The sequence below is a fragment of the Candidatus Omnitrophota bacterium genome (assembly GCA_023819145.1).
Classification (GTDB): domain Bacteria; phylum Omnitrophota; class Gorgyraeia; order DTHP01; family DTHP01; genus JBFWKV01.
Window position 1 is genome coordinate 176924 of record JAMWCW010000002.1, and the last position, 21852, is coordinate 198775.

Consider the following 21852-nt stretch of genomic DNA (forward strand, 5'->3'; position numbering starts at 1 on the left):
AACCTATTTAATTACCCCTAATAATACCCAGCGTTTATCTTTAGAAAGAGGACGTGTTTCTATAATTCTTACGGTATCACCCTCTTTAGCAATTTTGTTCTCATCATGTGCTTTAAATTTTGAATATTTTCTAATCACCCTTTTATATTTAGGATGAATGGTTTTTCTCTCCACTTGGACTACCACTGTCTTCTCCATCTTCGCACTAACTACCTTACCAATTAGAATTTTTTTTCTCTTCGCCATTATTTTTTCTCCCGTTCACTCATGATGGTAAATATACGTGCTATATCCTTACGAATCTGTCTAATTCTGTGTGGTTTCTCCAGCTTGGCAGTATAAATTGTTTTACGCAAATTAAATAATTCTTCTTTCAAAGAAACTAATTTATCTCTCAATTCTTCTGTAGTAAGCTCTCTTATTTCTTTTGCTTTCATACTAGTGCCTTCTTACCACAAACCGAGTTTTTATAGGTAACTTATGAGAAGCTAAAGCAAATGCCTCACGAGCTAAATCCTCAGGCAATCCCTCCATTTCAAATAATATTCTACCTCTTTTTACTACTGCTACCCAATGGTCAACCAACCCTTTCCCTTTTCCCATTCTTGTTTCTGCGGGTTTTTTAGTTACTGGCTTATCGGGAAAAATCCTTATCCAGAGTTTACCCCCCTTTCTTATATGGCGGGTAAGGGCAATTCTGGCTGCTTCAATCTGGTGATTGGTTATCCAAGCGTTTTCTAAAGCTTGAATACCAAATTCGCCAAAATCTACTTCCCGAGCTAAACTTGCTTTTCCTTTACGTCTTCCCCGCTGTGCCTTACGGTATTTAACCCTCTTAGGCATTAATGCCATAATCGCCTCACCTAGTTATCTTCTTTATCCATTAACACTCTCTAACTGTTGATTTTGGTCTACTTGATTAAGAAAGTCACCTTTATATATCCATACTTTAATCCCAATATATCCATAGGTAGTAAGCGCGCCACAGTTCCCATAATCAATATCCGCACGAATCGTTTGTAGTGGAATTTTTCCCCATTTAAAAGTCTCACTACGTGCTATTTCCGCGCCTGCTAATCTTCCTCCACAGACAACCTTTATTCCTTTTGCTCCTCCTTCCACCGCTAATTGTATTGCTCTTTTAATCGCTCTTCGATAGGCCACACGTTTCTCAAGCTGAAAAGCAATGTTTTCCGCCACTAACTGTGCATCTAAAGCAGGATTTTTTATCTCCCTTAACTCTATATCCACCTGTTTATTCACCATATTTTGAAGGTCTTCCCTTAAACGGTCAATATCCGCCCCTCTTCTTCCGATAATAATTCCTGGACGAGAAGTATAAATAATCACCTTTATTCGCTCCGGAACCCTCTCAATCCCCACTTTAGAAACCTGAGCACTGGGAAATGCTTGTTTAATATGCTTACGGATGTTGGCATCCTCAACTAAATACTTGGAAAATTCAGAACCTTTAGCAAACCAGAGAGACTGCCAATTTCGTGAGAATCCTAAACGAAAACTATAAGGATGAACCTTCTGCCCCATATATCCCCTAATTCCTCCCCCTTTTTATTTCATCAAGCTCTATGGTAATATGTGTAGTCCTACGCCTAATCATATTTGCTCTGCCAAAAGGAGCGGCCCGATATCGCTTCAAAACCGGACCACCATCGGCGGTAATCTTGGAAATATATAATCTTCTTCCCTTTAATCCCTTAAACTCTGCATTAGCTATTGCAGATTTGAGTACCTTCAAAATATAAATTGCCGGTCGTTTGTTTAAATTAATGAGTAGCGCTTCCGCAGTATCTACGTCCTTACCCCGAACAATGTCCGCTACTTGACGAACCTTTCGCGGGGATAACCTTAAATATCGCAAAACAGCATGTGAAACCATTAAAACCTCTTTCTCTTTATTCCTTTCCCGTTTTTACTCCCTCGGCAGCAACCTTTGTTCCTGCTCCACCATGTTTTCTAAAAGTCCGTGTAGGAGCGAACTCACCTAAACGGTGTCCAACCATATGCTCTGTAACATAAACAGGGATAAATTTCTGACCATTATATACAAGAAAAGTATATCCTACAAACTCGGGTAGAATCATCGATTTTCTTGACCAAGTTTTTATGGGTTTATGCTCTTGTTTTATAGTATTCTTAACTTTTTCAACCAACTTTTGATCTACATAAGGTCCTTTTTTTATACTCCGTGCCATCTTAATCTACCTCATTTAATGTGAATGATTAATGATGAGAAAATCATTTTCTCCTTTTCACAATATAGCTATCAGAATATTTCTTTTTCCTTCTCGTCTTATATCCTTTTGTAGGTTTACCCCAGGGAGTAACCGGATGGGGATTTCCCTGACCACTCTTACCTTCTCCTCCTCCGTGAGGATGGTCAATAGGATTCATTGCCGCACCTCGGACATGAGGACGTCTTCCTAACCAACGTGAACGTCCTGCTTTACCGATCGCAATGTTCTTATGATCTATATTCCCCAATTGTCCTATAGTAGCAAAACAGTCAAGATTTATTAACCTAATTTCACCCGAAGGCATCTTGACATGAGCAAAATTTCCTTCCTTCGCCATTACTTGAGCAGAACCTCCTGCGGCTCTTACCAATTTACCTCCTCTACCTTTTATCAATTCTATATTATGCACCAATGTTCCTACGGGAATGTTTCTCAAAGGTAAAGCGTTGCCAATTTTTATTTCTACTTCTGGCCCCGAAACAAGCTTTTCTCCTACCTTAAGCCCTAAGGGAGCAAGAATATATCTTTTTTCACCATCTTCGTATTTCAGAAGAGCAATCCGTGCTGAGCGGTTAGGGTCGTATTCAATAGATTCTACTACTGCAGGGATGTTAATTTTTTCGCGTTTAAAATCAATGAGACGATAATACCGTTTATGCCCTCCACCAATATGACGCGCAGTAAGATGTCCAAACTGATTCCTTCCCCCTCCTTTTTTCAAAATCTCAATGAGAGACCGTTCGGGCTCATCACGTGTAATCTCCTCAAATGAAGAAACCGTCTGCCATCTTAAAGTGGGAGTAACCGGTTTATATTTTTTAATCCCCATCGATTCTCCTTTTATGCCTGTTCTATCTTATGCCCTTCTTTTAAAGTAACCACTGCTTTTTTCCAGTCTGGTTTTCTTCCCTGGGAACGACCTATCCTTCTCCATTTTCCAGGGACTACTAAAGTATTTACATCCTTTACCTTAACATTATAAATCTTTTCTATCGCCTGCCTAATCTGAATTTTATTTGCTTCGGGATTCACAGCAAAGGTATACTTATTCCATTTCCCCTGTCTGGTAGACTGCTCTGTCTGGAGCATAAACAAAACGCAATCATGAGCCTCTAGCTTCATTTATTTATCCTCAAAATAAGTCCTTCCAATGCGGAAGGGGTCAAAATAAGCAAATCGCTATATAAAATGTCCATAACATTTACTTCGTCATCTGTCTTAACTACTACTCCCGCTATATTTCTGCTTGCTAAGCGTATCCCCGGAGTTACTTCCTTCAATACGAAGAGAATTCTTCCTTTTAGTTTTAGCTTTTCTAAAATCTTGGCAAAATTTTTTGTTTTTGGATTTTCTAACTTAATATTATCTTCGACTAATCTAAGACTCGATCCTTTCCAATGCATGTTTAAACAGTCTTTCAATCCGCGTTTTAAGATTTTTTTGGGCAAACGATACGCATAGTCACGCGGAATAGGACCAAAAACCTTTCCCCCACCTCTCCAAAGAGGAGACCTTATACTTCCCATTCTCGCACGACCGGTTCCTTTCTGACGCCAAGGTTTACGATTGCCACCTTTTACCTCGCCTCTGGTCTTTGTAGAAGCTGTTCCCTTCCTCTGATTTGCTTCATACATAAGCTTTATCTGATGAAGAAGGTCGATATTAACTTTTCCATCGAAAATATCCGCATTCAGAGGAACCTTTTCTTTCTCTTTTCCTTCCAAGTCGTATAGAACCAAAAAGTTATTGCTTTCAGTATTCATTTCTTAATCTTGGGTTGTTTTCTTGACTTTCTAACCAATACTAAATTATTCCCTGGACCAGGAACCGCTCCTTTAACCACAAGAAGATTCTTTTCTTTGTCACGAAAAATAACCTTTAAATTCTTCACGGTAATTCTACTATTCCCCATTCTCCCCGGCATATGTTGTCCTTTAAAAACTCTTGAGGGATCAGTACTGGAACCGATCGAACCCGGACGCCGATGCGACATTGAACCGTGTGTCTTAGGCCCTCCTTTCCAATTCCAACGTTTCATTCCTCCTTGAAAACCCTTACCAATAGAATTTCCTTGAACATCCACATAAATTGCACCATTGAATAATTCTACATCAAGCAAATCACCGGGTTTGTATTTGCTTAACTCTTCTCTATCAATTCTTACTTCTCGAATAAATCTCTGGGGCTTTATGCCAATTTTCTCAAAAAACTTTAACTCTGCACGATTAATTCCTTTGTTCTTTCTCTCTTCAAACCCAATCTGTAATGCATAATAACCATCTTTTTCATTGCTAATAACCCGAAGAACATAACATGGCCCCACACGGAGAACGGTCACAGGCATAACTGTTCCCTTATCATCATATAACTGCGTCATCCCAATCTTTTTCCCTAATAAAGAATCCATCGCTCTATCACGTTATTTTCGCTTTATCAAAAAACAATTCTCATTATCTAATTTCCGCATGCACCCCTGCGGGAAGATTTAACTTTCGTAATGCCTCCATAGTCTTAGCAGTAGGGTCTAAAATGTCGATGATTCTTTTATGAACTTTCATCTCGAATTGTTCTCTGGATTTTTTATCAATTACCGGAGACCGTAAAACCGTATAGACCCTCCACTTTGTTGGTAAGGGAATAGGACCTCTTACCTTCGCTCCTGTCTTTTTAGCACTTTCTACAATCTCTGCAGCTGATTGGTCAAGAATGCGATGGTCGTAAGCTTTTAATTTTATCCGAATCTTATGCTCAGCCATTTATCCTCACTTATATTATATTTATTTAGAATATTCCCGACAGTATTTTCTCTAATGTCTCTTTAGGAACCTCTTGATAAAAAGAAGGTTCCATGGTATAGCTACCTCTGCCCTGCGTTAGCGACCTTATCTTCGTCACATAACCAAACATCTCTGCAAGCGGAACAAACCCACGAATTGTCTTTATATTGCCCCGCTGACCAAGCCCAACGATCTGTGCCCGACGAGAATTTAAATCCCCCAAAACCTCACCTAAGTATTCCTCAGGAGTAATGACTTCAATATCCATAATGGGTTCCATCAATATAGGTTCACCCTTTTTTAAGGCTTCTCTCAAAGCAAGAGAACCTGCCATACGAAAAGAAAATTCAGAAGAATCAACCTCATGATATGCTCCATCAATCAAAGAAACCTTAATATCAATAATCGGAAAATTCGCTAAGACCCCCGTCTGGGCTGCTTCTCGAACCCCTGCTTCTACTGCAGGAATAAATTCCTTAGGAATAACTCCCCGCGTAATACGGTTAATGAAAACTATACCTGAATTTTTCTCACCTGGTTCTACTTCAATAACAACCTTACCAAATTGCCCCTTTCCTCCCGTCTGTTGAATAAATTTGCCTTCAGATAACACTTTCTTTCTGATCGTCTCTTTATAAGCTACCTGCGGTCTGCCTACATTTGTCTGAACATTAAATTCACGTGCAAGACGCTCCAGAATTATCTCCAAATGAAGTTCACCCATCCCCCAAATAATCGTCTGGTTGGTTTCAGAATTATATCTAACTCTGAAAGTAGGATCCTCTTCTTCTATTTTATGCAAAGACAGGGAAAGGCGCTCTTGGTCGGCTTTAGTAATGGGTTCAATTGCCATAGAGATTACCGGTTCAGGGAAATGCATGCTTTCTAATAAAATAGGATGGTCTTCGTCACATATGGTTTCACCAGTAACTGTATCTTTAAGTCCAACGCAAGCCACGATATCCCCTGCTGAGGCTTCTTCAATAATCTCTTGTCTATTTGCATGCATGCGCACAAGTTTCTGTATTTTTTCGCTTATTCTTTTATTTGCATTATAAACATACATACCTGAATATAATTTCCCTGAATATATACGGAAATAGGAAAGTTTACCAATATAAGGGTCAACCATAATCTTGAAACACAATGCTGAAAGATATCCTTCAGAGTCCACTTCCCGTTCAACAATCTCTTGATTCAAAGGAGATTTTCCACTTATTGCCCCCCTGTCAAGAGGAGAAGGTAAATAGTCACAGATAGCATCCAGTAAAGGCTGTATTCCTCTATTCCGTAACGAGGCGCCACACAAAACAGGGGTTGCTTTGTTCTTTAAAGTCGCTCTTCTTATCCCTTCTTTTAAATCGAGAAGAGTAATCTTTTCACTGTGAATAAATTTATTCATAACTAAATCATCTACTTCTGCTAACCTTTCAATTAACTTTTCCCTCTGCAATGAAACTACATCTTTATAATTTTCTGGAACATTTTCCTCTCTGTATTCTACACATTCGGGATCAAGATCATAAATAATCGCTTTCATTTCCAAGAGGTCAACTATCCCTATAAAATTATCTTCTTGGACCATAGGTATTTGTAGAACCAAAGGCTTTGCTCCTAATTTTTCTTCCATTTGTTTTACCACACCAAAAAAATCACTTCCCACGCGGTCAAGCTTATTCACATAGGCAATCCGTGCAACTTTATAACGGTCCGCTTGATGCCACACTGTTTCCGATTGGGGTTCTACACCACCGACGCCACAGAATACCACTACCGCTCCATCCAAAACCTTTAACGAACGCTCCACCTCCACAGTAAAATCTACATGACCCGGTGTGTCAATTATATTTATCTGAAAATCTTTCCAGAAACAGGTAGTAGAAGCAGCGGTAATAGTAATTCCTCTTTCTTGTTCCTGTTCCATCCAATCCATAGACGCAGTTCCCTCATCTACTTCGCCTATGCGATGGATTCTTCCTGTATAAAATAGAATTCGTTCGGTAGTGGTGGTTTTACCCGCATCAATATGAGCAACAATCCCAATATTTCTGATATTCTTCAACAAAATTAACCTACTCATTACTCTTTTACTATTCTGTAAAAATTCATGATTTTTATAAAAATCAACTGAACTTTTTGTGCTTTTTGTATTGTAAATAATTTTCTCTTCTAAAATCACTTTTGTTTTATTGCTATTACCAACGAAAATGGGCAAAGGCCTTATTTGCCTCTGCCATCTTATGGGTTTCTTCTCTCTTTTTTATGGCGAATCCCTGTCCTTTGTAAGCTTCTAAAATTTCTTCTGCAAGTTTCTCTCTCATTGGTTTTCCTTTTTTCTTACGCGCAGCATCACGCATCCAGCGTAAAGCAAGCGCAATGCCTCTCTCTGGCTTCACCTCCATAGGTACTTGGTAAGTCGCTCCTCCTACTCTCCTTGGTCTTACTTCGAGCAGCGGACGCACATTATCCACTGCTTTCTGTAAAATATCTAACGGCTCGGCTTTTAATTGCTGAGAAATAATCTCTAAAGCAGAATAAACAATTTTTTCCGCAATTGCTTTTTTACCCTCCCACATCAAAAGGTTTATCAAACGCTGGACAAGCTTAGAATTATAAACCGCGTCGGGTAAAGTTTCTTTTTTTACTGCTCTTCTCCTTCTCATGGTTCTATCCTCAATTTTCTTCGGCTATTTAAAAAATAATTACTTGGGCATCTTCGTTCCATATTTGGAACGCGATTTCTTACGATCCGTTACACCCGCTGTATCTAAGGCCCCACGCACAATATGATAGCGTACTCCCGGCAAGTCTTTAACTCTACCCCCTCTTACTAAAACAATAGAATGCTCCTGAAGATTGTGTCCTTCACCAGGGATGTAGGAAGTAACTTCTATCCCCGTTGTTAACCGCACCCGTGCAATTTTTCGTAAAGCAGAATTGGGCTTTTTAGGAGTCATCGTCCTCACCTGAACACACACCCCTCTGCGTTGAGGACATCCCTTAAGTGCAGGAGATTTTGATTTTTTTCTCCTTTTCTCTCTTCCCTTTCGCAATAACTGACTTAAAGTTGGCATACCCCTCCTTATCAAAACCTATTCAATCTTTTTTACTACCTCTAATTCCTGATGAGTACGAAAACCTGTTCCTGCAGGAACCAAATGTCCCATGATTACATTCTCCTTTAACCCCCTTAAGTCATCTCGCTTACCTGCAGCAGCTGCTTCAGTAAGAACTCGTGTTGTTTCTTGGAAACTGGCTGCAGAAATAAAACTTTCGGTGGTCAAGGAAGCCTTAGTAATACCTTGAAGAATGGGGGTAGCAATAGCAGGACGTGAACCTTTTTTCATTACCCTCTCATTTTCGTCACGGAAAACAAATTTATCCACTTCCTGTCCCATTAAGAAATCGGTATCACCAGGGTCTTCGATAACAACTTTTCTTAACATCTGTCTAATAATCAATTCTATATGCTTATCATCTATCTTGACTCCCTGCAGACGATAAACCTCTTGAATTTCGTTAAGAAGATATTCTTGTAATTTTTTATCTCCACATATCCTCAATATGTCCTGAGGAACTATCGGACCATCGGTAAGCGGTTGTCCACTCGTAACCCAATCTCCTTTGTATACATTAAGGTGTTTTCCATGAGGAATTATATATTCTTTCCTCATTCCCGATGGACTACGAATAATAACCCTCCTTTGCCCCTTCTTCGCAGGACCAAACTCTACCCAGCCATCTATTTCACTAATAATTGCTGGATCATGTGGTCTTCTCGCCTCAAATAGCTCTGCTACACGAGGAAGACCACCGGTAATATCCCTTGTTTTAACGACCTTACGCGGGGTCTTAGCCAAAACTGTTCCCGCCTCCACAATCTGACCTTCTTTAACGACAATGTGAGCACCCGCAGGTAAAGCATAAACTGCCAAAACCTCCTCACTTTCTGCATTAATAACAAGTATCTGAGGATGATAATCACCCTTATATTCAATAATTATTTTATTGACGAGTCCTGTGCTTTCATCTATTTCCTCCCGCATGGTAATACCTTCTTTAATGTCCTCAAACATTATCTTGCCGCCTACCTCGGTTAAAATGGGAGAGGTATACGGATCCCATTTAACAAAAGTATCACCCCTTTCAACCCTCGCACCATCTTCGAATTTTACGAGTGAACCCTGAGGTATAGAATAGCGTTCAAGTTCCCTTCCTGCCTCATCATTGATAACTACTTGACCATTGCGGTTAAGAACGACAATCTGTCCTTTTGTCTTTACAGTTCTTAGATTAGAATATTTTATAATTCCAGAATTTTTTGCTTGCAGAAAAGATTGTTCTATAATTCTACTTGCGGTACCTCCAATATGGAATGTCCTCATGGTTAACTGAGTACCAGGCTCTCCAATAGATTGAGCCGCAATTATCCCCACTGCCTCTCCCATCTCTACTATTCTTTGAGTAGCAAGATTCCTCCCATAACATTTAGCACAAACACCGTGTCTGGTTTCACAAGTCAATACCGACCGAATGCGAATCTTTTCTATACCTAACTGTTCAATACGCTCTGCCTGTTCTTCTGTAATCTCTTCTTCTGCTTTCACAATAACCTCATCAGTAATAATATCCACTATATTATCCAAAGCAACTCTTCCTATAATGCGTTCCTTTAAACTCACTACCACCTCATCCCCCTCAATAATGGCTGCTACAAATATACCGTTAAGGGTCTTGCAATCTTCTTCCGTGACAATAACATCCTGTGCCACATCAATTAAACGACGAGTAAGATACCCGGCATCTGCGGTCTTTAAAGCTGTGTCCGCCAAACCTTTTCTGGCTCCATGTGTAGAGATAAAATATTCCAAGACGCTTAACCCTTCTCTGAAGTTGGCAGTAATCGGAGACTCTATAATTTCTCCCGAAGGTTTAGCCATTAGCCCACGCATTCCTGCAAGTTGTCTAATCTGGAGACGCGAACCACGAGCACCTGAATCTGCCATCATAAAAACAGGATTAAATGGCTCCAGTTCTCTAAATATCTGGTCTGAAACGGTATCGGTAATGTGCGTCCAAATATCTATGATTCTGTTATAGCGCTCCCCATCAGTAATTATTCCCTTTTTATATTGCTCTTCTACATGAGCCACTTCTTCCTTAGCATGTTTAAGCAATTCTTCTTTCTTTTTAGGAATACTCAAATCTTCTACTGCCATAGAAAGTCCAGCAAGCGTAGCCATTTCAAATCCCAGATTCTTAAGCCGGTCTAAAAACATTACTGTCTCATGATGCCCAAATTTTCTATAACAGGATTGAATAAGCTTGCTTAATCTAGTCTTGTCCACTACCTCGTTGAAGAAGGCCATCCCTGGGGTAAGCACACTATTAAAAATTACTCTTCCTACCGTCGTCTCAACAATGTTGCCATTAACTCTTAATTTAATTTTTGCGTGTAAAGGAATCTCCTTGTCACCATAGGCGTAAATAACTTCTTCAGAGGAAGAAAAATACCTAATTTCTTCACCCTGGTCTGGTTTTTCTTTGGTAAGATAATGGCATCCTAAAACAATATCCTGAGAAGGAGTAACTATCGGACCACCATTGGCAGGAGAAAAAATATTGTGTGAGGCAAGCATAATCAATCTGGCTTCCATCTGAGCTTCTATAGAAAGAGGAACATGGACAGCCATCTGGTCCCCATCGAAATCAGCATTAAATGCAGAACAAACTAAGGGATGTATTTTAATTGCTTTGCCCTCTACCAAAACAGGTTGAAATGCTTGTATCCCTAAACGATGTAAAGTGGGAGCACGATTAAGCAAAACCGGATGGTCCTTAATTACTTCCTCAAGAATATCCCACACTTCCATCTTCGTCTTTTCAACCATTTTCCGTGCGCTTCTTATCGTATGCACATGCCCTTTTTCTTTCAGTTTCCGAATAATAAAAGGTTCAAAAAGCTCCAGAGCCATTTTTTTAGGAAGACCACATTGATAAAGTTTTAACTCAGGACCAATCACAATGACACTTCGCCCCGAATAATCTACGCGTTTACCCAATAGATTCTGTCGAAAACGTCCCTGTTTACCTTTAAGCATATCCGCAAGTGACTTTAGAGGCCTGTTTCCTGCCCCCATTACTGGTCTACCATGCCTTCCATTGTCAAATAAAGCATCTACTGCTTCCTGAAGCATACGTTTTTCATTTCTAATAATAATCTCCGGGGCTTTTAACTCAATCAACTTCTTCAACCTATTATTGCGATTAATTACCCGACGATACAAATCATTAAGGTCGGAAGTTGCAAACCTTCCTCCATCTAACGGAACAAGTGGTCTTAAATCCGGAGGGATAACCGGAATAACTTCTAATATCATCCATTCAGGTTTATTACCCGATTTTCTAAAGGCTTCAACAAATTTTAAACTCTTAACTACTTTTTTATTTACCTGACCGCTTCTTGTGCTCTTAATTGCCTTTCTTAATTCATGCGCCATTTTATCAAGATCCAGTTCTTTCAATAAACCTTGAAGTGCCTCTGCCCCCATCTTGGCAACAAATTTATTTCCATACTTTCCTTTTGCCTCTTGATACTTCTCTTCACTTAAAAGTTCTTTTTTACGCAAAGGAGTATCTCCAGGATCAATGACCACATATTCTTCATAGTAAATAACCTTCTCCAGTTCCCTTACAGAAAGGTCTAAAATCAATCCCAATTTAGAGGGCATAACTTTAAAGAACCAAATATGAGAAACAGGGGAAGCAAGTTCTATATGTCCCATTCTTTCCCGACGCACACTCGACCGCGTAACTTCTACACCACAACGGTCACAAACTACACCTTTATATTTAATTCTTTTATACTTACCACAATAACACTCCCAGTCCTTTGTGGGTCCAAAGATACGTTCACAGAAAAGCCCATCCTTCTCCGGCTTAAAAGTCCGATAATTTATGGTCTCTGGCTTCTTGACCTCCCCATGAGACCAGGAACGAATTGTCTCCGGAGAAGCAATTCTTATGCTTATGGCATCAAATAATGATAATCCTTCTTCCTTATCTTTTTCCTTACTACTTTTGAGCAAAGTTTTGTTTCCCATTTTCACTACGCTTTCTTCTTTTCCTTCTTTATGTCAAGGCACAATCCTTGTAATTCTTTAACCAAAACATTAAAAGATTCGGGAGTTCCTGGATTTAAAGCATTTTCTCCTTTCACAATTGCTTCATATATCCGTGTCCTTCCCTCAACATCATCACTTTTCACAGTAAGAAGCTCCTGTAAAGTATAGGCAGAACCATAAGCCTCTAAAGCCCAAACCTCCATCTCTCCAAATCTCTGCCCTCCAAACTGTGCTTTACCCCCCAGCGGCTGTTGGGTAACTAAAGAATAAGGCCCTATAGAACGTGCATGAATCTTCTCATCTACCAAGTGAATGAGTTTCATCATATAAATATAACCGACCGTAACCTTGTTATCAAAAACCTCTCCCGTATAACCATCACGCAACGTAATCCTACCATCTTCAGGTAAATTAGCTTTGCGTAATTGTTCCTTAATCTCCTCCTCATTTGCACCTCCAAAAACAGGAGAAATAACCTGGATCCCCAACTCCCGGGCAGCCCACCCTAACTGAGTTTCTAAAAGCTGACCAACATTCATACGAGAAGGCACTCCTAAAGGATTAAGCACAATTTCTACCGGTGTACCATCGGGTAAAAAAGGCATATCTTCTTCCGCCAGAATACGCGCAATTACTCCTTTATTTCCATGTCTTCCTGCTATTTTATCCCCCACAGAAAGTCTTCTTTTACTTGCTACATAAACAACTACCTTTTTCAAAACGCCGGCAGGAAGTTCATCTCCTCTCTTAATCTGATCTATTTCACGTTCCTGTTCATAAATCAACTCTTCCATCTGATCATCGTAGAGACGCATAACTTTCCTCAACTCTTCTTCCAGCGCCTCATTATCTTTTATCTTCATTCCATCTAAATCGCACTTATCGAGTTTATGCAAATCTTTCTTCGTAATGGTTTTGTCTTGAGAAATAACCGTTTCGCCAGTATCAATATCTAAAAGCGCAGAAGAAAGTTTTTGGCCTAAAAGAAGTTTAGATAATCTCTTATTTCTCTCTTCTTTTATCTCTTTTATTTGTTTTTGATACTGTTCTTTTATTGCATTTATTTGCTTTAACTCCTCGGTAATCACCTCTTTGGAACGAGGCTTTGCTTCTTTACGAGAGAAAATTCTGACATCAACCACTGTCCCTTCTACACCAGGGGGTACGGTTAAAGAAGCATCTCTTACATCTCCTGCTTTCTCGCCAAAGATAGCTCTTAAAAGTTTTTCCTCAGGCGTCAACTCTGTTTCCGTTTTGGGAGTAACTTTTCCTACAAGTATATCTCCGGATTTTACCTCTGCTCCTATCCGGATAATTCCATTCTCATCCAAATCTTTTAAAGCTTCTTCTCCCACTCCCGGGATATCCCGTGTAATTTCTTCGGGACCTAATTTTGTCTCTCTTGCTTCAATACTGAATTCTTCTATATGCAGAGAAGTCAGGGTATCATCTTTCAGTAATTTCTCACTTATCAAAATAGCATCCTCAAAATTGTAACCACGCCACGACATGAAAGCTACTAAGACATTCCTTCCTAAAGCCAATTCTCCATCTTTAGTAGCAGAACCATCAGCAATTACATCCCCCTCTTTTACCCGGTCTCCCACTTTTACTATCGGTCTTTGGTTAACACAGGTATCTGCATTGGAACGTAAGAATTTTTTCAATTCGTAAATATCTGAACCAACTACGATACGATCTGCCTGAACTTCACGAACCACGCCATCCTTTTTCGCTAAGACAACAGTGCCTGAATCTATTGCTACTCTCTTCTCCATTCCAGTCATTACAAAAGGCACCTCGGGGAATAATAAAGGAACTGCCTGTCTTTGCATATTGGAACCCATAAGAGCACGGTTAGCATCGTCATGTTCTAAAAAGGGGATAAGACTAGCAGATACAGAAACTAATTGTCTCGGTGAAACATCCATGTAGTCTACCCTCTTGGGTTCAACCTTTAAGAAATTATCTTTATAACGGCAGAAAACCAAATCTTCTATCAATTTCCCTTCTTTATCCAATTTTGCATTTGCTTGGGCAATCATAAATTTATCTTCAACATCTGCGGTAAGATATTCTATTCTATTGGTCACCCTGCCATTTATTACTTTACGATAAGGAGTCTCTAATAAACCAAATTCATTAACCCGTGCAAAAGTGCTTAAAGAAACAATTAAACCTATGTTAGGACCTTCGGGAGTCTCAACAGGACAAACTCTACCATAGTGAGAATAATGCACATCTCTTACCTCAAAACCTGCCCGTTCTCGGTCAAGCCCCCCCGGTCCAAGAGCAGAAAGTCTTCTGCGGTGAGTCAACTCTGCCAAAGGATTGGTTTGATCCATAAACTGAGAAAGTTGACTCCGCAAAAAGAAATCCCTTACTGCACTCGCAATTAACTTTGAATTAATTAGGTGGTGGGGCATAACATTTTCCATATCATATATATTCATCCTCTCTCGAGCTATTCTCTCCATCCGCAACATACCCACACGAAACTGATTTTCTAAAAGCTCACCCACAGTCCTCACTCGCCGATTCCCCAAGTGGTCAATATCATCTGGGTCACCAACACCCTCTTTTAGATTTAGCAAATACTTAACCGCCGCGATGACTGTCTCTAAATCCAAAACCCTCTTCTCTAAAGGTGTATCCATATTTAACTTACGATTAATTAAATACCTTCCCACCCTCTCCAAATCATATCTCTTAGGGTCAAAAAATAGTTTTTCAAGCATAGATTTCGCGGCTTCCGCTGAAGAAGGATAACCAGGTCTTAATTTGCGGTATATATCCATGAGAGCCTCTTCCTGATTCTTCGTAAAATCTCTTTTCAAGGTATTAACAATTTCCATCACATTATTCTTTAGAACCCTTACTCTAGCCGGAATAAACTCCACGTCCCGGTCAAGAAGATTTTCTTTCGATAAACGTGTATATTTAGGAATAAGCACATGTTCGGAATCCGGCATCTTTATATCTTCGGCTAAAATCCTACCCGTAAGTTCTTTTAACTGGGAACGACTCTCAACTTTTACATCCTCTATACCGCAGAAAGCTTTGAGAATCTCTTCATCTGTAGAAAGACCTAAAGCGCGCAAGAAACTTGTGGCAAAAAATTTCCTTTTTCTATCAAGAATGACATATAAAACATCATTTAAATCAAATTCAAATTCTATCCATGAACCATGATAAGGCACAATCCTTCCTGAATACATTCTTTTACCGTTAGGATGAATTGTTTCTTCAAAGGAAATGCCGGGAGAACGATGGAGCTGAGAAACCACAACCCTTTCATCTCCATTAATCACAAAAGTACCCTTATTAGTCATCAGTGGTAAATCACAAATATAAACTTCCTGTTCCTTTATTTCTTTTTTAGTAACTAATCTAATGCGTGCCTTTAAAGGTATAGCATAGGTTAAACCACGTCTTCTTGCTTCTTCCTCGCTATACTTAGGTTTACCCATACTATAATTCACAAACTCTAAACGATATGTACCATCAGGGCCATCAATAGGAAAAGTATTTAAGAAAACCCCCTGCAATCCCACTGCTTTTCTCTTCGTTCGAGGAACATCCGCCTGCAAAAAATTTGCATAAGATACCTTCTGTATCTCTACCAGATCGGGAAGGGAAACAGCATCGGAAATCTTAGAAAAACTTATCCTTTTCATTTCTTGCTAATCTTTCTAAAAATCAAAAAGATTTTATTTAAGTTCGATCTTTGCGCCCACTTCTTCCAGTTTCTTCTTAATACTCTGTGCCTCTTCCTTGCCCACACCCGTCTTAATTGGTTTAGGGGCGGTATCTACCAAATCCTTTGCTTCTTTCAAACCCAGATTTGTTATGGCACGAATTTCTTTAATCACCTTTATTTTGTCCGCACCAACCTCTGCAAGAATCACGTCAAATATGGTTTTTTCCTCAACTGCCTCTCCTGCAGAAGCAGGTTGTCCGGAAACAGCACCCACCGTCTGAACGGGTGCTACTGCGGTTACCCCAAAACGTTCTTCAAATGCCTTAACCAAATCTGCTAATTCCAAAACGGTTAACTGCTCAATAGACTTCATAATGTTCTCCAGTTTCTCAGATAATTTTACCTCTGTTTTCTCCTCCATCTTTCATCCCTCCTTCTTTTTTTCCTGTAATCCTTTTAAAATAAACATTAGTTTAACATGCAGACTCAAACTATTCGCTAAACGGAATAAAATGCCCTTAAAACCACCACAGATTTTTCCCATTAATACCGAACGAGAAGGAAGCTGTGATATCTCTTTTATCTTGCCCAATGATACAACTCGGTCCTGAATAAATCCTCCTTTAATCTTAAATTCGGGAAAACTCTTACTGTAATCCACCAAAACTTTAGAAATAATTATCGGATCATCTCCTCCAAGAACTACTCCTGTTTGCCCATTTATCAATTCTACAAAATAATCCATCTGTTTTTTTCTGAAAGCAAGGCGAGCAAGAGAATTTTTAACCACCATAAAATCAGCAGACCTCTTCTTTAAGTTCTTTCTTAATTCCTCTAAATCACTTACTTTTAACCTACTCAACTCCGCAACAAAGAAATAAGTGCTTTTGTCAAATTTCATTTCTAATTCTTCCACTAACCTTTCTCTATACCACCGACCGAATTTCTTTTCCATAAGAAGCCTTCTAAGTATTAAGAAACGTATTTTGTCCAGTCTATTTTCAAACCAGGACTCATTGTCCTTGAAATCACTACATTTTTAATATACTGTCCTTTAATAGTAGCAGGTTTTGCTTTTAAGATCGCTTCCATAGCAGACTTACCATTATCATAAAGTTGATTTTCTGTAAAAGATATTCTTCCTATTCTTACACTCACATTTCCGGTTTTATCCATTTTAAACTCTACTTTACCTTTCTTGAAGTCGTTTATTGCTTTCACCAAATCTGTAGTTACTGTTCCGGATTTGGGATTGGGCATTAACCCCCGAGGTCCCAAAATCTTACCTAAACGAGAAATGTCCCGCATCATTTCTGGATGAGCAACAGCCACATCAAAATCTAACCACCCCCCACTTATCTTATCTATTAATTCCTGTCCTCCTACATAATCCGCACCTGCTTCTTTCGCTAATTTCTCTGCTTCGCCTTTACAAAAAACAAGAACCTTAACCTGTTTCCCTGTCCCATGAGGAAGGAGCACCGAACCACGTACAAATTGGTCGCTCTGTTTAGAGTCAACCCCTAGACGAAAAGAAATATCTACTGACTCATCAAATTTAGCTAAAGGCATTTTCTTCAGAATATTAATCGCCTCTTCCAAAGAATAGGTCTTGTTTTTCTCAAAAAATTTAGTTGACTCTTTAAATCTTTTACTTCTTTTCTTCATCTACTACCTCAATTCCCATACTCCGTGCAGTCCCCTCTACTATTCTCAACGCCTGTTCCAGCGAATTAGTATTCAAATCTTTCAATTTTGCCTGAGCAATTTCTTTAATCTGCTCACGCGTCACCTTACCCACTTTCTCTTTATGAGGAACACCCGAACCTTTCGCTAAACCGCATGCTCTTTTCAAAAGCACGGAACAGGGAGGACTTTTTATAATAAAAGAGAAAGACTTGTCTTCGTAAACAGTAATTAAAGCAGGAAGAATTAAACCTTCCTGTCCCTTAGTTTTTTCATTGAATTGTTTGCAAAATTCCATGATATTTATTCCATGCTGTCCCAAGGCTGGTCCGATGGGAGGAGCTGGATTTGCTTGTCCTGCGGGACAATACAATTTTATCTGTGCCTTAACTTTCTTAGCCATGATAATAAAATTCAAATATTATTAAAGATGCAAAATGAAATTTTGATTTTTGCATTATATTTTCTCCACCTGCCAAAATTCTAATTCTACAGGAGTAGCGCGTCCAAAAATAGAAACATTAACTTTTACCTTACCCTTATCTAATAATATTTCTTCTACGGTACCATTAAAATCCATAAACGGACCTTCCTTAATTCTTACACTCTCTCCAACTTCAAAAATGACTTTAGGAACCGGTTTCTCTTTCCTTTCTTCACTCTTTTTCAATATTGCTTCTATCTCTGTGTAATCCAAAGCCACAGCTTGAGGTCCGCTTCCTAAAAAACCTAAAATACCGGGTGTTGTTTTTAAGAGATACCAACTTTTCTCATTTAGTTCCATCTCTATAAATATATACCCCGGGAAAAACTTTCTCTCGGATATTTTCTTTTTGCCTCCCCGGACTTCAGAAATTGTCTCTTTAGGAACAACTATCTGACCAATAATCTCAGATAACATTTCTTGTTTTACTCTTGTTTCAATACTTGTTTTCACCCTCTCTTCTTGGCCAGTTTGAGTATGTACAACATACCATTTTTTGTCCATCTTATTTGATAATAAAATTTATCAATTGGGAAAGGAGAAAATCTACTACTCCAATAAAAACTGCTAAAATCCCCACCGTTACCACCACTACTATCGTCGAACCCCAAACCTCTTCCTTGGTGGTCCAAGAGGTTTTTCTAAGTTCTGTGCCGACTTCTTGAAGAAAACTCTTTATTTTCTTCATTCGTATAAGTGTATCAAATATAAATACTTACGCAAATAACACTCTTCTGAAATTAAAGTATAAAAAACCTACCTTTTCCTGATTAATTACGTTTTCAAACCAGGTAAATAAATTACCTTTTCCAGGCCTGGAGGGACTTGAACCCCCAACCAACGGATTTGGAGTCCGCTGCTCTACCTTAGAGCTACAGGCCTTATTTAGACTGCTAAGTTATTATTGTATATTTGAAATTCTTTCCTAATTTTATTTTATTTCTTTATGTAGTGTATGCTTCCGGCAAAACTTACAATATTTTCTAAATTCCAGACGATCGGGATTATTTTTCTTATTCTTGGTGGTGGTATAATTCCTTGCTTTGCATTCACCACAGGCTAAGGTAATTATCTCTTGCATTTATGCAATTACCTCCGAAACCACTCCTGCGCCTACAGTTCTCCCTCCTTCGCGGATAGCAAAGCGCAGTTCTTTTTCCAAGGCTACCGGTTTTATTAATTCTACCTCAATACTTACGTTATCACCAGGCATTACCATCTCTACGCCTTTCGGTAAATGCGCCACACCTGTAACATCGGTGGTGCGAAAATAAAATTGCGGGCGGTAACCTTCAAAGAAAGGAGTGTGTCTTCCTCCCTCCTCTTTGGTCAACACATATACCTCTGCTTTAAATTTTGTATGGGGAGTTATGGAACCCGGTTTGGCAATAACCATCCCCCGTTCTAAATCTTCTTTCTCTATCCCCCGCAAAAGTAATCCTACATTATCTCCTGCTATTCCCTCGTCTAAAAGTTTTCTAAACATCTCGATACCCGTTACCACTGTCTTTTTTATCTCTGGGCGTAAACCTACAATATCTACTTCATCATTTAAAACCACTTTTCCTCTTTCTACTCTTCCCGTACCTACTGTTCCTCGTCCCGTGATGGAGAAAACATCTTCTACGGCCATTAGAAAAGGTTTATCCACATCGCGGACTGGTGTGGGAACAAAATTGTCCACTGCTTCCATAAGATCTAATATCGGTTTGCACTTGGGACAGGTATCTTTAGCACAGCCACAGTTCATTGCTTCCAAAGCACTACCCCTAATTACTGGTGTTTTATCGCCGGGGAATTTATATTTCGTCAAAAGCTCTCTTACCTCAAGTTCCACAAGGTCTATCAACTCCTTATCATCTACAGCATCTACTTTATTAAGAAAAACAACAATACTGGGAACGTTCACTTGGCGGGCAAGCAGAATATGCTCACGTGTCTGGGGCATAGGTCCGTCGACTGCAGACACTACAAGAATTGACCCATCCATTTGAGCTGCACCGGTGATCATATTTTTAATATAATCGGCATGGCCGGGACAATCGATATGTGCATAGTGACGATTCTTTGTCTGGTATTCAACATGGGAAATATTTATAGTCAAACCCCTTTCTTTCTCCTCAGGAGCATTGTCTATTTCCTCATAATTCTTCGCCTGCGCAAAACCGTGTTTCTCGAGGACTTTGGTAATCGCAGAAGTAAGAGTTGTCTTACCATGGTCTACATGTCCAATCGTTCCCACATTCACATGTGGCTTAGTGCGTTCAAATTTCTCTTTTGCCATATTATCCCTCCTCCTTTTAAATAGCTAAATTGTTTTACTTCTCTAATTGTTGCAATTAGTAAAGCCCTCGACCGGAATCGAACCGGTGACCCCGTCGTTACCAACGACGTGCTCTACCTACTGAGCTACAAGGGCAAACCCCCTTTAGAATAATTTTCTAATTATATAATTTTAAATTTTTTTGTCAAGTTTTTTTTATATTTTTTTATTAGTCTGTAATTTTTTTGTCTTTTTTTGTGTCTTAAAAACAGTACAACTAAAGTCGCACCCTCATACAAAAATCCTCAATGGTCTTCTAGGTTCAATAAAAAACCGATGGGATTCCTAAAGTACTCCACAAAGCGGGAGAGGGGAATCGAACCCCCATATACAGCTTGGAAGGCTGTTGTTCTACCACTGAACTACTCCCGCACTATGTTGGGAAAAATCCGTTATCCCTAATGTAGTCTTGATACGGAGCCTGATATTTTTAATAATTTTTGGGCAGGGAAGGATTTGAACCTCCGAAGGCTACGCCGCCAGATTTACAGTCTGGTGCCATTGTCCACTCGGCCACCTGCCCAAAAGAAAATAATTGTAAGATCTATTTTAGCTGGCGAGAGGAATCGAACCTCCAACCCGCGGTTTACAAAACCGCTGCTCTGCCTACTGAGCTACGCCAGCAATCTTTTTATTGCCTTAGGGATATTTTCTAAAATATCTGAAGCAATCAATCCGTAGTCGGTTTTTTCTTTTTTTGCTAAATCTCCAGCTAATCCGTGTAAGTAAACACCTAATTTCGCTGATTCAAAAGGAGAGATTTTTTGAGCTAAAAATCCTCCAATCATTCCTGTCAAAACATCCCCACTTCCTGCGCTAGCCATCCCTGGATTGCCGGTTTTATTTATGTAAATTTCTTTGTCTTGCTGAGCAACGATTGTTTGATATCCTTTTAAAACAAGAGTCATATTATAACTTTTCAAAAAATTTTTTACAACCGAAATTTTATTTTCTTTAATTTTTTCTATCGAAATACCTGTAAGTCTAGAAAACTCTCCGATGTGGGGAGTAAGAATTAAATCGCTTTTTATCTCTTCAAGAATTTTTTTATACCCTTCCAATGCATTTATACCATCCGCATCTAATACAATTGGTAAATCAATTTTTTTTAATAAAAATCTTGCCAATTCTTGAGTCTCCTTGTTTCTTGAAAGCCCAGGTCCAACAATTATACAATCGCATTTCTTAAGAAAATCAAGAATTTTATCCTTTGCTTTAAAACCTAAACTTGCCTCTTTTGTCTCCGGAAGTGGTAGAGTCATTACCTCAGTTAGTTTTATTTCTAGTATAGGATTAAGACTCTCCGGAATTCCTAAGGTAACTAAACCCGCTCCTACTCTTAAAACTGCGAGAGAACATAATGTCGCTGCTCCGGTTAACCCTTTTGAGCCTGCAAGAACAAAAACATGTCCATAGTCCCCTTTGTGGGTATCTTGATTTCGCTGAGGCAAAAACTTAACCATTTCTTTCTTTATATCCATTACTCAATACTTCTTCCTAGTG

General features: G+C 39.2%; 25 protein-coding genes and 5 tRNA genes. All 30 read right to left on the bottom strand.

The genetic code is table 11. The features are described from left to right. Positions 1–3 precede the first annotated feature (3 nt). The 30 genes from rpsQ to NC818_02015 all read right to left on the bottom strand — a co-directional run bounded on the left by rpsQ (position 4) and on the right by NC818_02015 (position 21830). The gene (gene rpsQ, locus NC818_01870) at positions 4–249 is read right to left on the bottom strand and encodes a 30S ribosomal protein S17 (protein ID MCM8783517.1); all 246 of its coding nucleotides are present in this window, start codon (positions 247–249) and stop codon (positions 4–6) included. Beyond that, the gene (rpmC, locus tag NC818_01875; GenBank protein MCM8783518.1) at positions 246–437 is read right to left on the bottom strand and encodes a 50S ribosomal protein L29; all 192 of its coding nucleotides are present in this window, start codon (positions 435–437) and stop codon (positions 246–248) included. The genes rpsQ and rpmC overlap by 4 nt, the downstream gene beginning before the upstream one ends. Position 438: 1 nt before the next feature. Continuing rightward, a complete protein-coding gene (gene rplP / locus NC818_01880) occupies positions 439–852 on the bottom strand; it encodes a 50S ribosomal protein L16 (protein MCM8783519.1) in 414 nt (137 codons plus the stop codon). Positions 853–876: 24 nt separating this feature from the next. After that, positions 877–1545 carry a 30S ribosomal protein S3 gene (gene rpsC, locus NC818_01885; protein ID MCM8783520.1) on the bottom strand — a complete coding sequence of 223 codons (669 nt, stop codon included), beginning with the start codon at positions 1543–1545 and terminating at the stop codon, positions 877–879. Positions 1546–1552: 7 nt separating this feature from the next. Further along, the gene (rplV, locus tag NC818_01890) at positions 1553–1897 is read right to left on the bottom strand and encodes a 50S ribosomal protein L22 (protein MCM8783521.1); all 345 of its coding nucleotides are present in this window, start codon (positions 1895–1897) and stop codon (positions 1553–1555) included. A 16-nt stretch (positions 1898–1913) separates the two neighbouring features. Beyond that, positions 1914–2213, bottom strand: a complete 300-nt coding sequence (gene rpsS, locus NC818_01895) for a 30S ribosomal protein S19 (protein MCM8783522.1) — start codon at positions 2211–2213, stop codon at positions 1914–1916. Positions 2214–2256: 43 nt separating this feature from the next. Next, positions 2257–3084, bottom strand: a complete 828-nt coding sequence (gene rplB / locus NC818_01900; protein ID MCM8783523.1) for a 50S ribosomal protein L2 — start codon at positions 3082–3084, stop codon at positions 2257–2259. Positions 3085–3095: 11 nt separating this feature from the next. Continuing rightward, positions 3096–3377 (bottom strand): 50S ribosomal protein L23, encoded by a 282-nt coding sequence (gene rplW, locus NC818_01905; protein ID MCM8783524.1) that lies wholly within the window; start codon positions 3375–3377, stop codon positions 3096–3098. Further along, the gene (rplD, locus tag NC818_01910) at positions 3374–4018 is read right to left on the bottom strand and encodes a 50S ribosomal protein L4 (GenBank protein ID MCM8783525.1); all 645 of its coding nucleotides are present in this window, start codon (positions 4016–4018) and stop codon (positions 3374–3376) included. Before rplD ends, rplW begins: the two co-directional genes overlap by 4 nt. Further along, positions 4015–4662: a 50S ribosomal protein L3 gene (gene rplC / locus NC818_01915; protein MCM8783526.1), complete on the bottom strand. Its 648-nt coding sequence runs from the start codon at positions 4660–4662 to the stop codon at positions 4015–4017. Before rplC ends, rplD begins: the two co-directional genes overlap by 4 nt. A 43-nt stretch (positions 4663–4705) precedes the next feature. Then, positions 4706–5011, bottom strand: coding sequence for a 30S ribosomal protein S10 (gene rpsJ, locus NC818_01920; protein ID MCM8783527.1), 306 nt, complete (start codon positions 5009–5011; stop codon positions 4706–4708). A 25-nt stretch (positions 5012–5036) separates the two neighbouring features. Continuing rightward, the gene (gene fusA / locus NC818_01925) at positions 5037–7112 is read right to left on the bottom strand and encodes an elongation factor G (protein MCM8783528.1); all 2076 of its coding nucleotides are present in this window, start codon (positions 7110–7112) and stop codon (positions 5037–5039) included. A 115-nt stretch (positions 7113–7227) separates the two neighbouring features. Next, positions 7228–7695 carry a 30S ribosomal protein S7 gene (gene rpsG, locus NC818_01930; protein ID MCM8783529.1) on the bottom strand — a complete coding sequence of 156 codons (468 nt, stop codon included), beginning with the start codon at positions 7693–7695 and terminating at the stop codon, positions 7228–7230. 39 nt (positions 7696–7734) lie between these two features. Further along, entirely contained in the window at positions 7735–8106 is a 372-nt protein-coding gene (gene rpsL, locus NC818_01935) for a 30S ribosomal protein S12 (protein MCM8783530.1), read from the bottom strand. A gap of 18 nt (positions 8107–8124) precedes the next feature. Next, positions 8125–12135, bottom strand: a complete 4011-nt coding sequence (gene rpoC, locus NC818_01940) for a DNA-directed RNA polymerase subunit beta' (GenBank protein MCM8783531.1) — start codon at positions 12133–12135, stop codon at positions 8125–8127. A 5-nt stretch (positions 12136–12140) separates the two neighbouring features. After that, positions 12141–15833 carry a DNA-directed RNA polymerase subunit beta gene (rpoB, locus tag NC818_01945; protein ID MCM8783532.1) on the bottom strand — a complete coding sequence of 1231 codons (3693 nt, stop codon included), beginning with the start codon at positions 15831–15833 and terminating at the stop codon, positions 12141–12143. Positions 15834–15866: 33 nt separating this feature from the next. Beyond that, the gene (gene rplL, locus NC818_01950; protein MCM8783533.1) at positions 15867–16277 is read right to left on the bottom strand and encodes a 50S ribosomal protein L7/L12; all 411 of its coding nucleotides are present in this window, start codon (positions 16275–16277) and stop codon (positions 15867–15869) included. Positions 16278–16280: 3 nt separating this feature from the next. Further along, entirely contained in the window at positions 16281–16811 is a 531-nt protein-coding gene (gene rplJ, locus NC818_01955) for a 50S ribosomal protein L10 (GenBank protein MCM8783534.1), read from the bottom strand. Positions 16812–16828: 17 nt separating this feature from the next. Next, positions 16829–17524, bottom strand: coding sequence for a 50S ribosomal protein L1 (rplA, locus tag NC818_01960; GenBank protein ID MCM8783535.1), 696 nt, complete (start codon positions 17522–17524; stop codon positions 16829–16831). After that, entirely contained in the window at positions 17508–17945 is a 438-nt protein-coding gene (gene rplK / locus NC818_01965; GenBank protein ID MCM8783536.1) for a 50S ribosomal protein L11, read from the bottom strand. The genes rplA and rplK overlap by 17 nt, the downstream gene beginning before the upstream one ends. Positions 17946–17999: 54 nt before the next feature. Next, positions 18000–18530: a transcription termination/antitermination protein NusG gene (gene nusG / locus NC818_01970; protein ID MCM8783537.1), complete on the bottom strand. Its 531-nt coding sequence runs from the start codon at positions 18528–18530 to the stop codon at positions 18000–18002. Between the two features lies 1 nt (position 18531). Then, on the bottom strand, positions 18532–18714 hold the full coding sequence (secE, locus tag NC818_01975) for a preprotein translocase subunit SecE (protein ID MCM8783538.1): 183 nt from the start codon (positions 18712–18714) through the stop codon (positions 18532–18534). A gap of 122 nt (positions 18715–18836) precedes the next feature. After that, positions 18837–18908: transfer RNA gene (locus tag NC818_01980), tRNA-Trp, on the bottom strand. Positions 18909–18957: 49 nt separating this feature from the next. Beyond that, positions 18958–19107: a 50S ribosomal protein L33 gene (gene rpmG / locus NC818_01985; protein MCM8783539.1), complete on the bottom strand. Its 150-nt coding sequence runs from the start codon at positions 19105–19107 to the stop codon at positions 18958–18960. Further along, entirely contained in the window at positions 19108–20310 is a 1203-nt protein-coding gene (tuf, locus tag NC818_01990; GenBank protein ID MCM8783540.1) for an elongation factor Tu, read from the bottom strand. It lies immediately after the preceding gene. Positions 20311–20372: 62 nt separating this feature from the next. Next, positions 20373–20445, bottom strand: a tRNA-Thr gene (locus NC818_01995). A gap of 205 nt (positions 20446–20650) precedes the next feature. Beyond that, a tRNA-Gly gene (locus NC818_02000) sits at positions 20651–20721 on the bottom strand. 69 nt (positions 20722–20790) lie between these two features. Further along, positions 20791–20872 (bottom strand) — tRNA-Tyr (locus NC818_02005). Between the two features lie 28 nt (positions 20873–20900). Continuing rightward, positions 20901–20973: transfer RNA gene (locus tag NC818_02010), tRNA-Thr, on the bottom strand. Further along, positions 20964–21830, bottom strand: coding sequence for an NAD(P)H-hydrate dehydratase (locus NC818_02015; protein ID MCM8783541.1), 867 nt, complete (start codon positions 21828–21830; stop codon positions 20964–20966). The genes NC818_02010 and NC818_02015 overlap by 10 nt, the downstream gene beginning before the upstream one ends. Positions 21831–21852 lie beyond the last annotated feature (22 nt).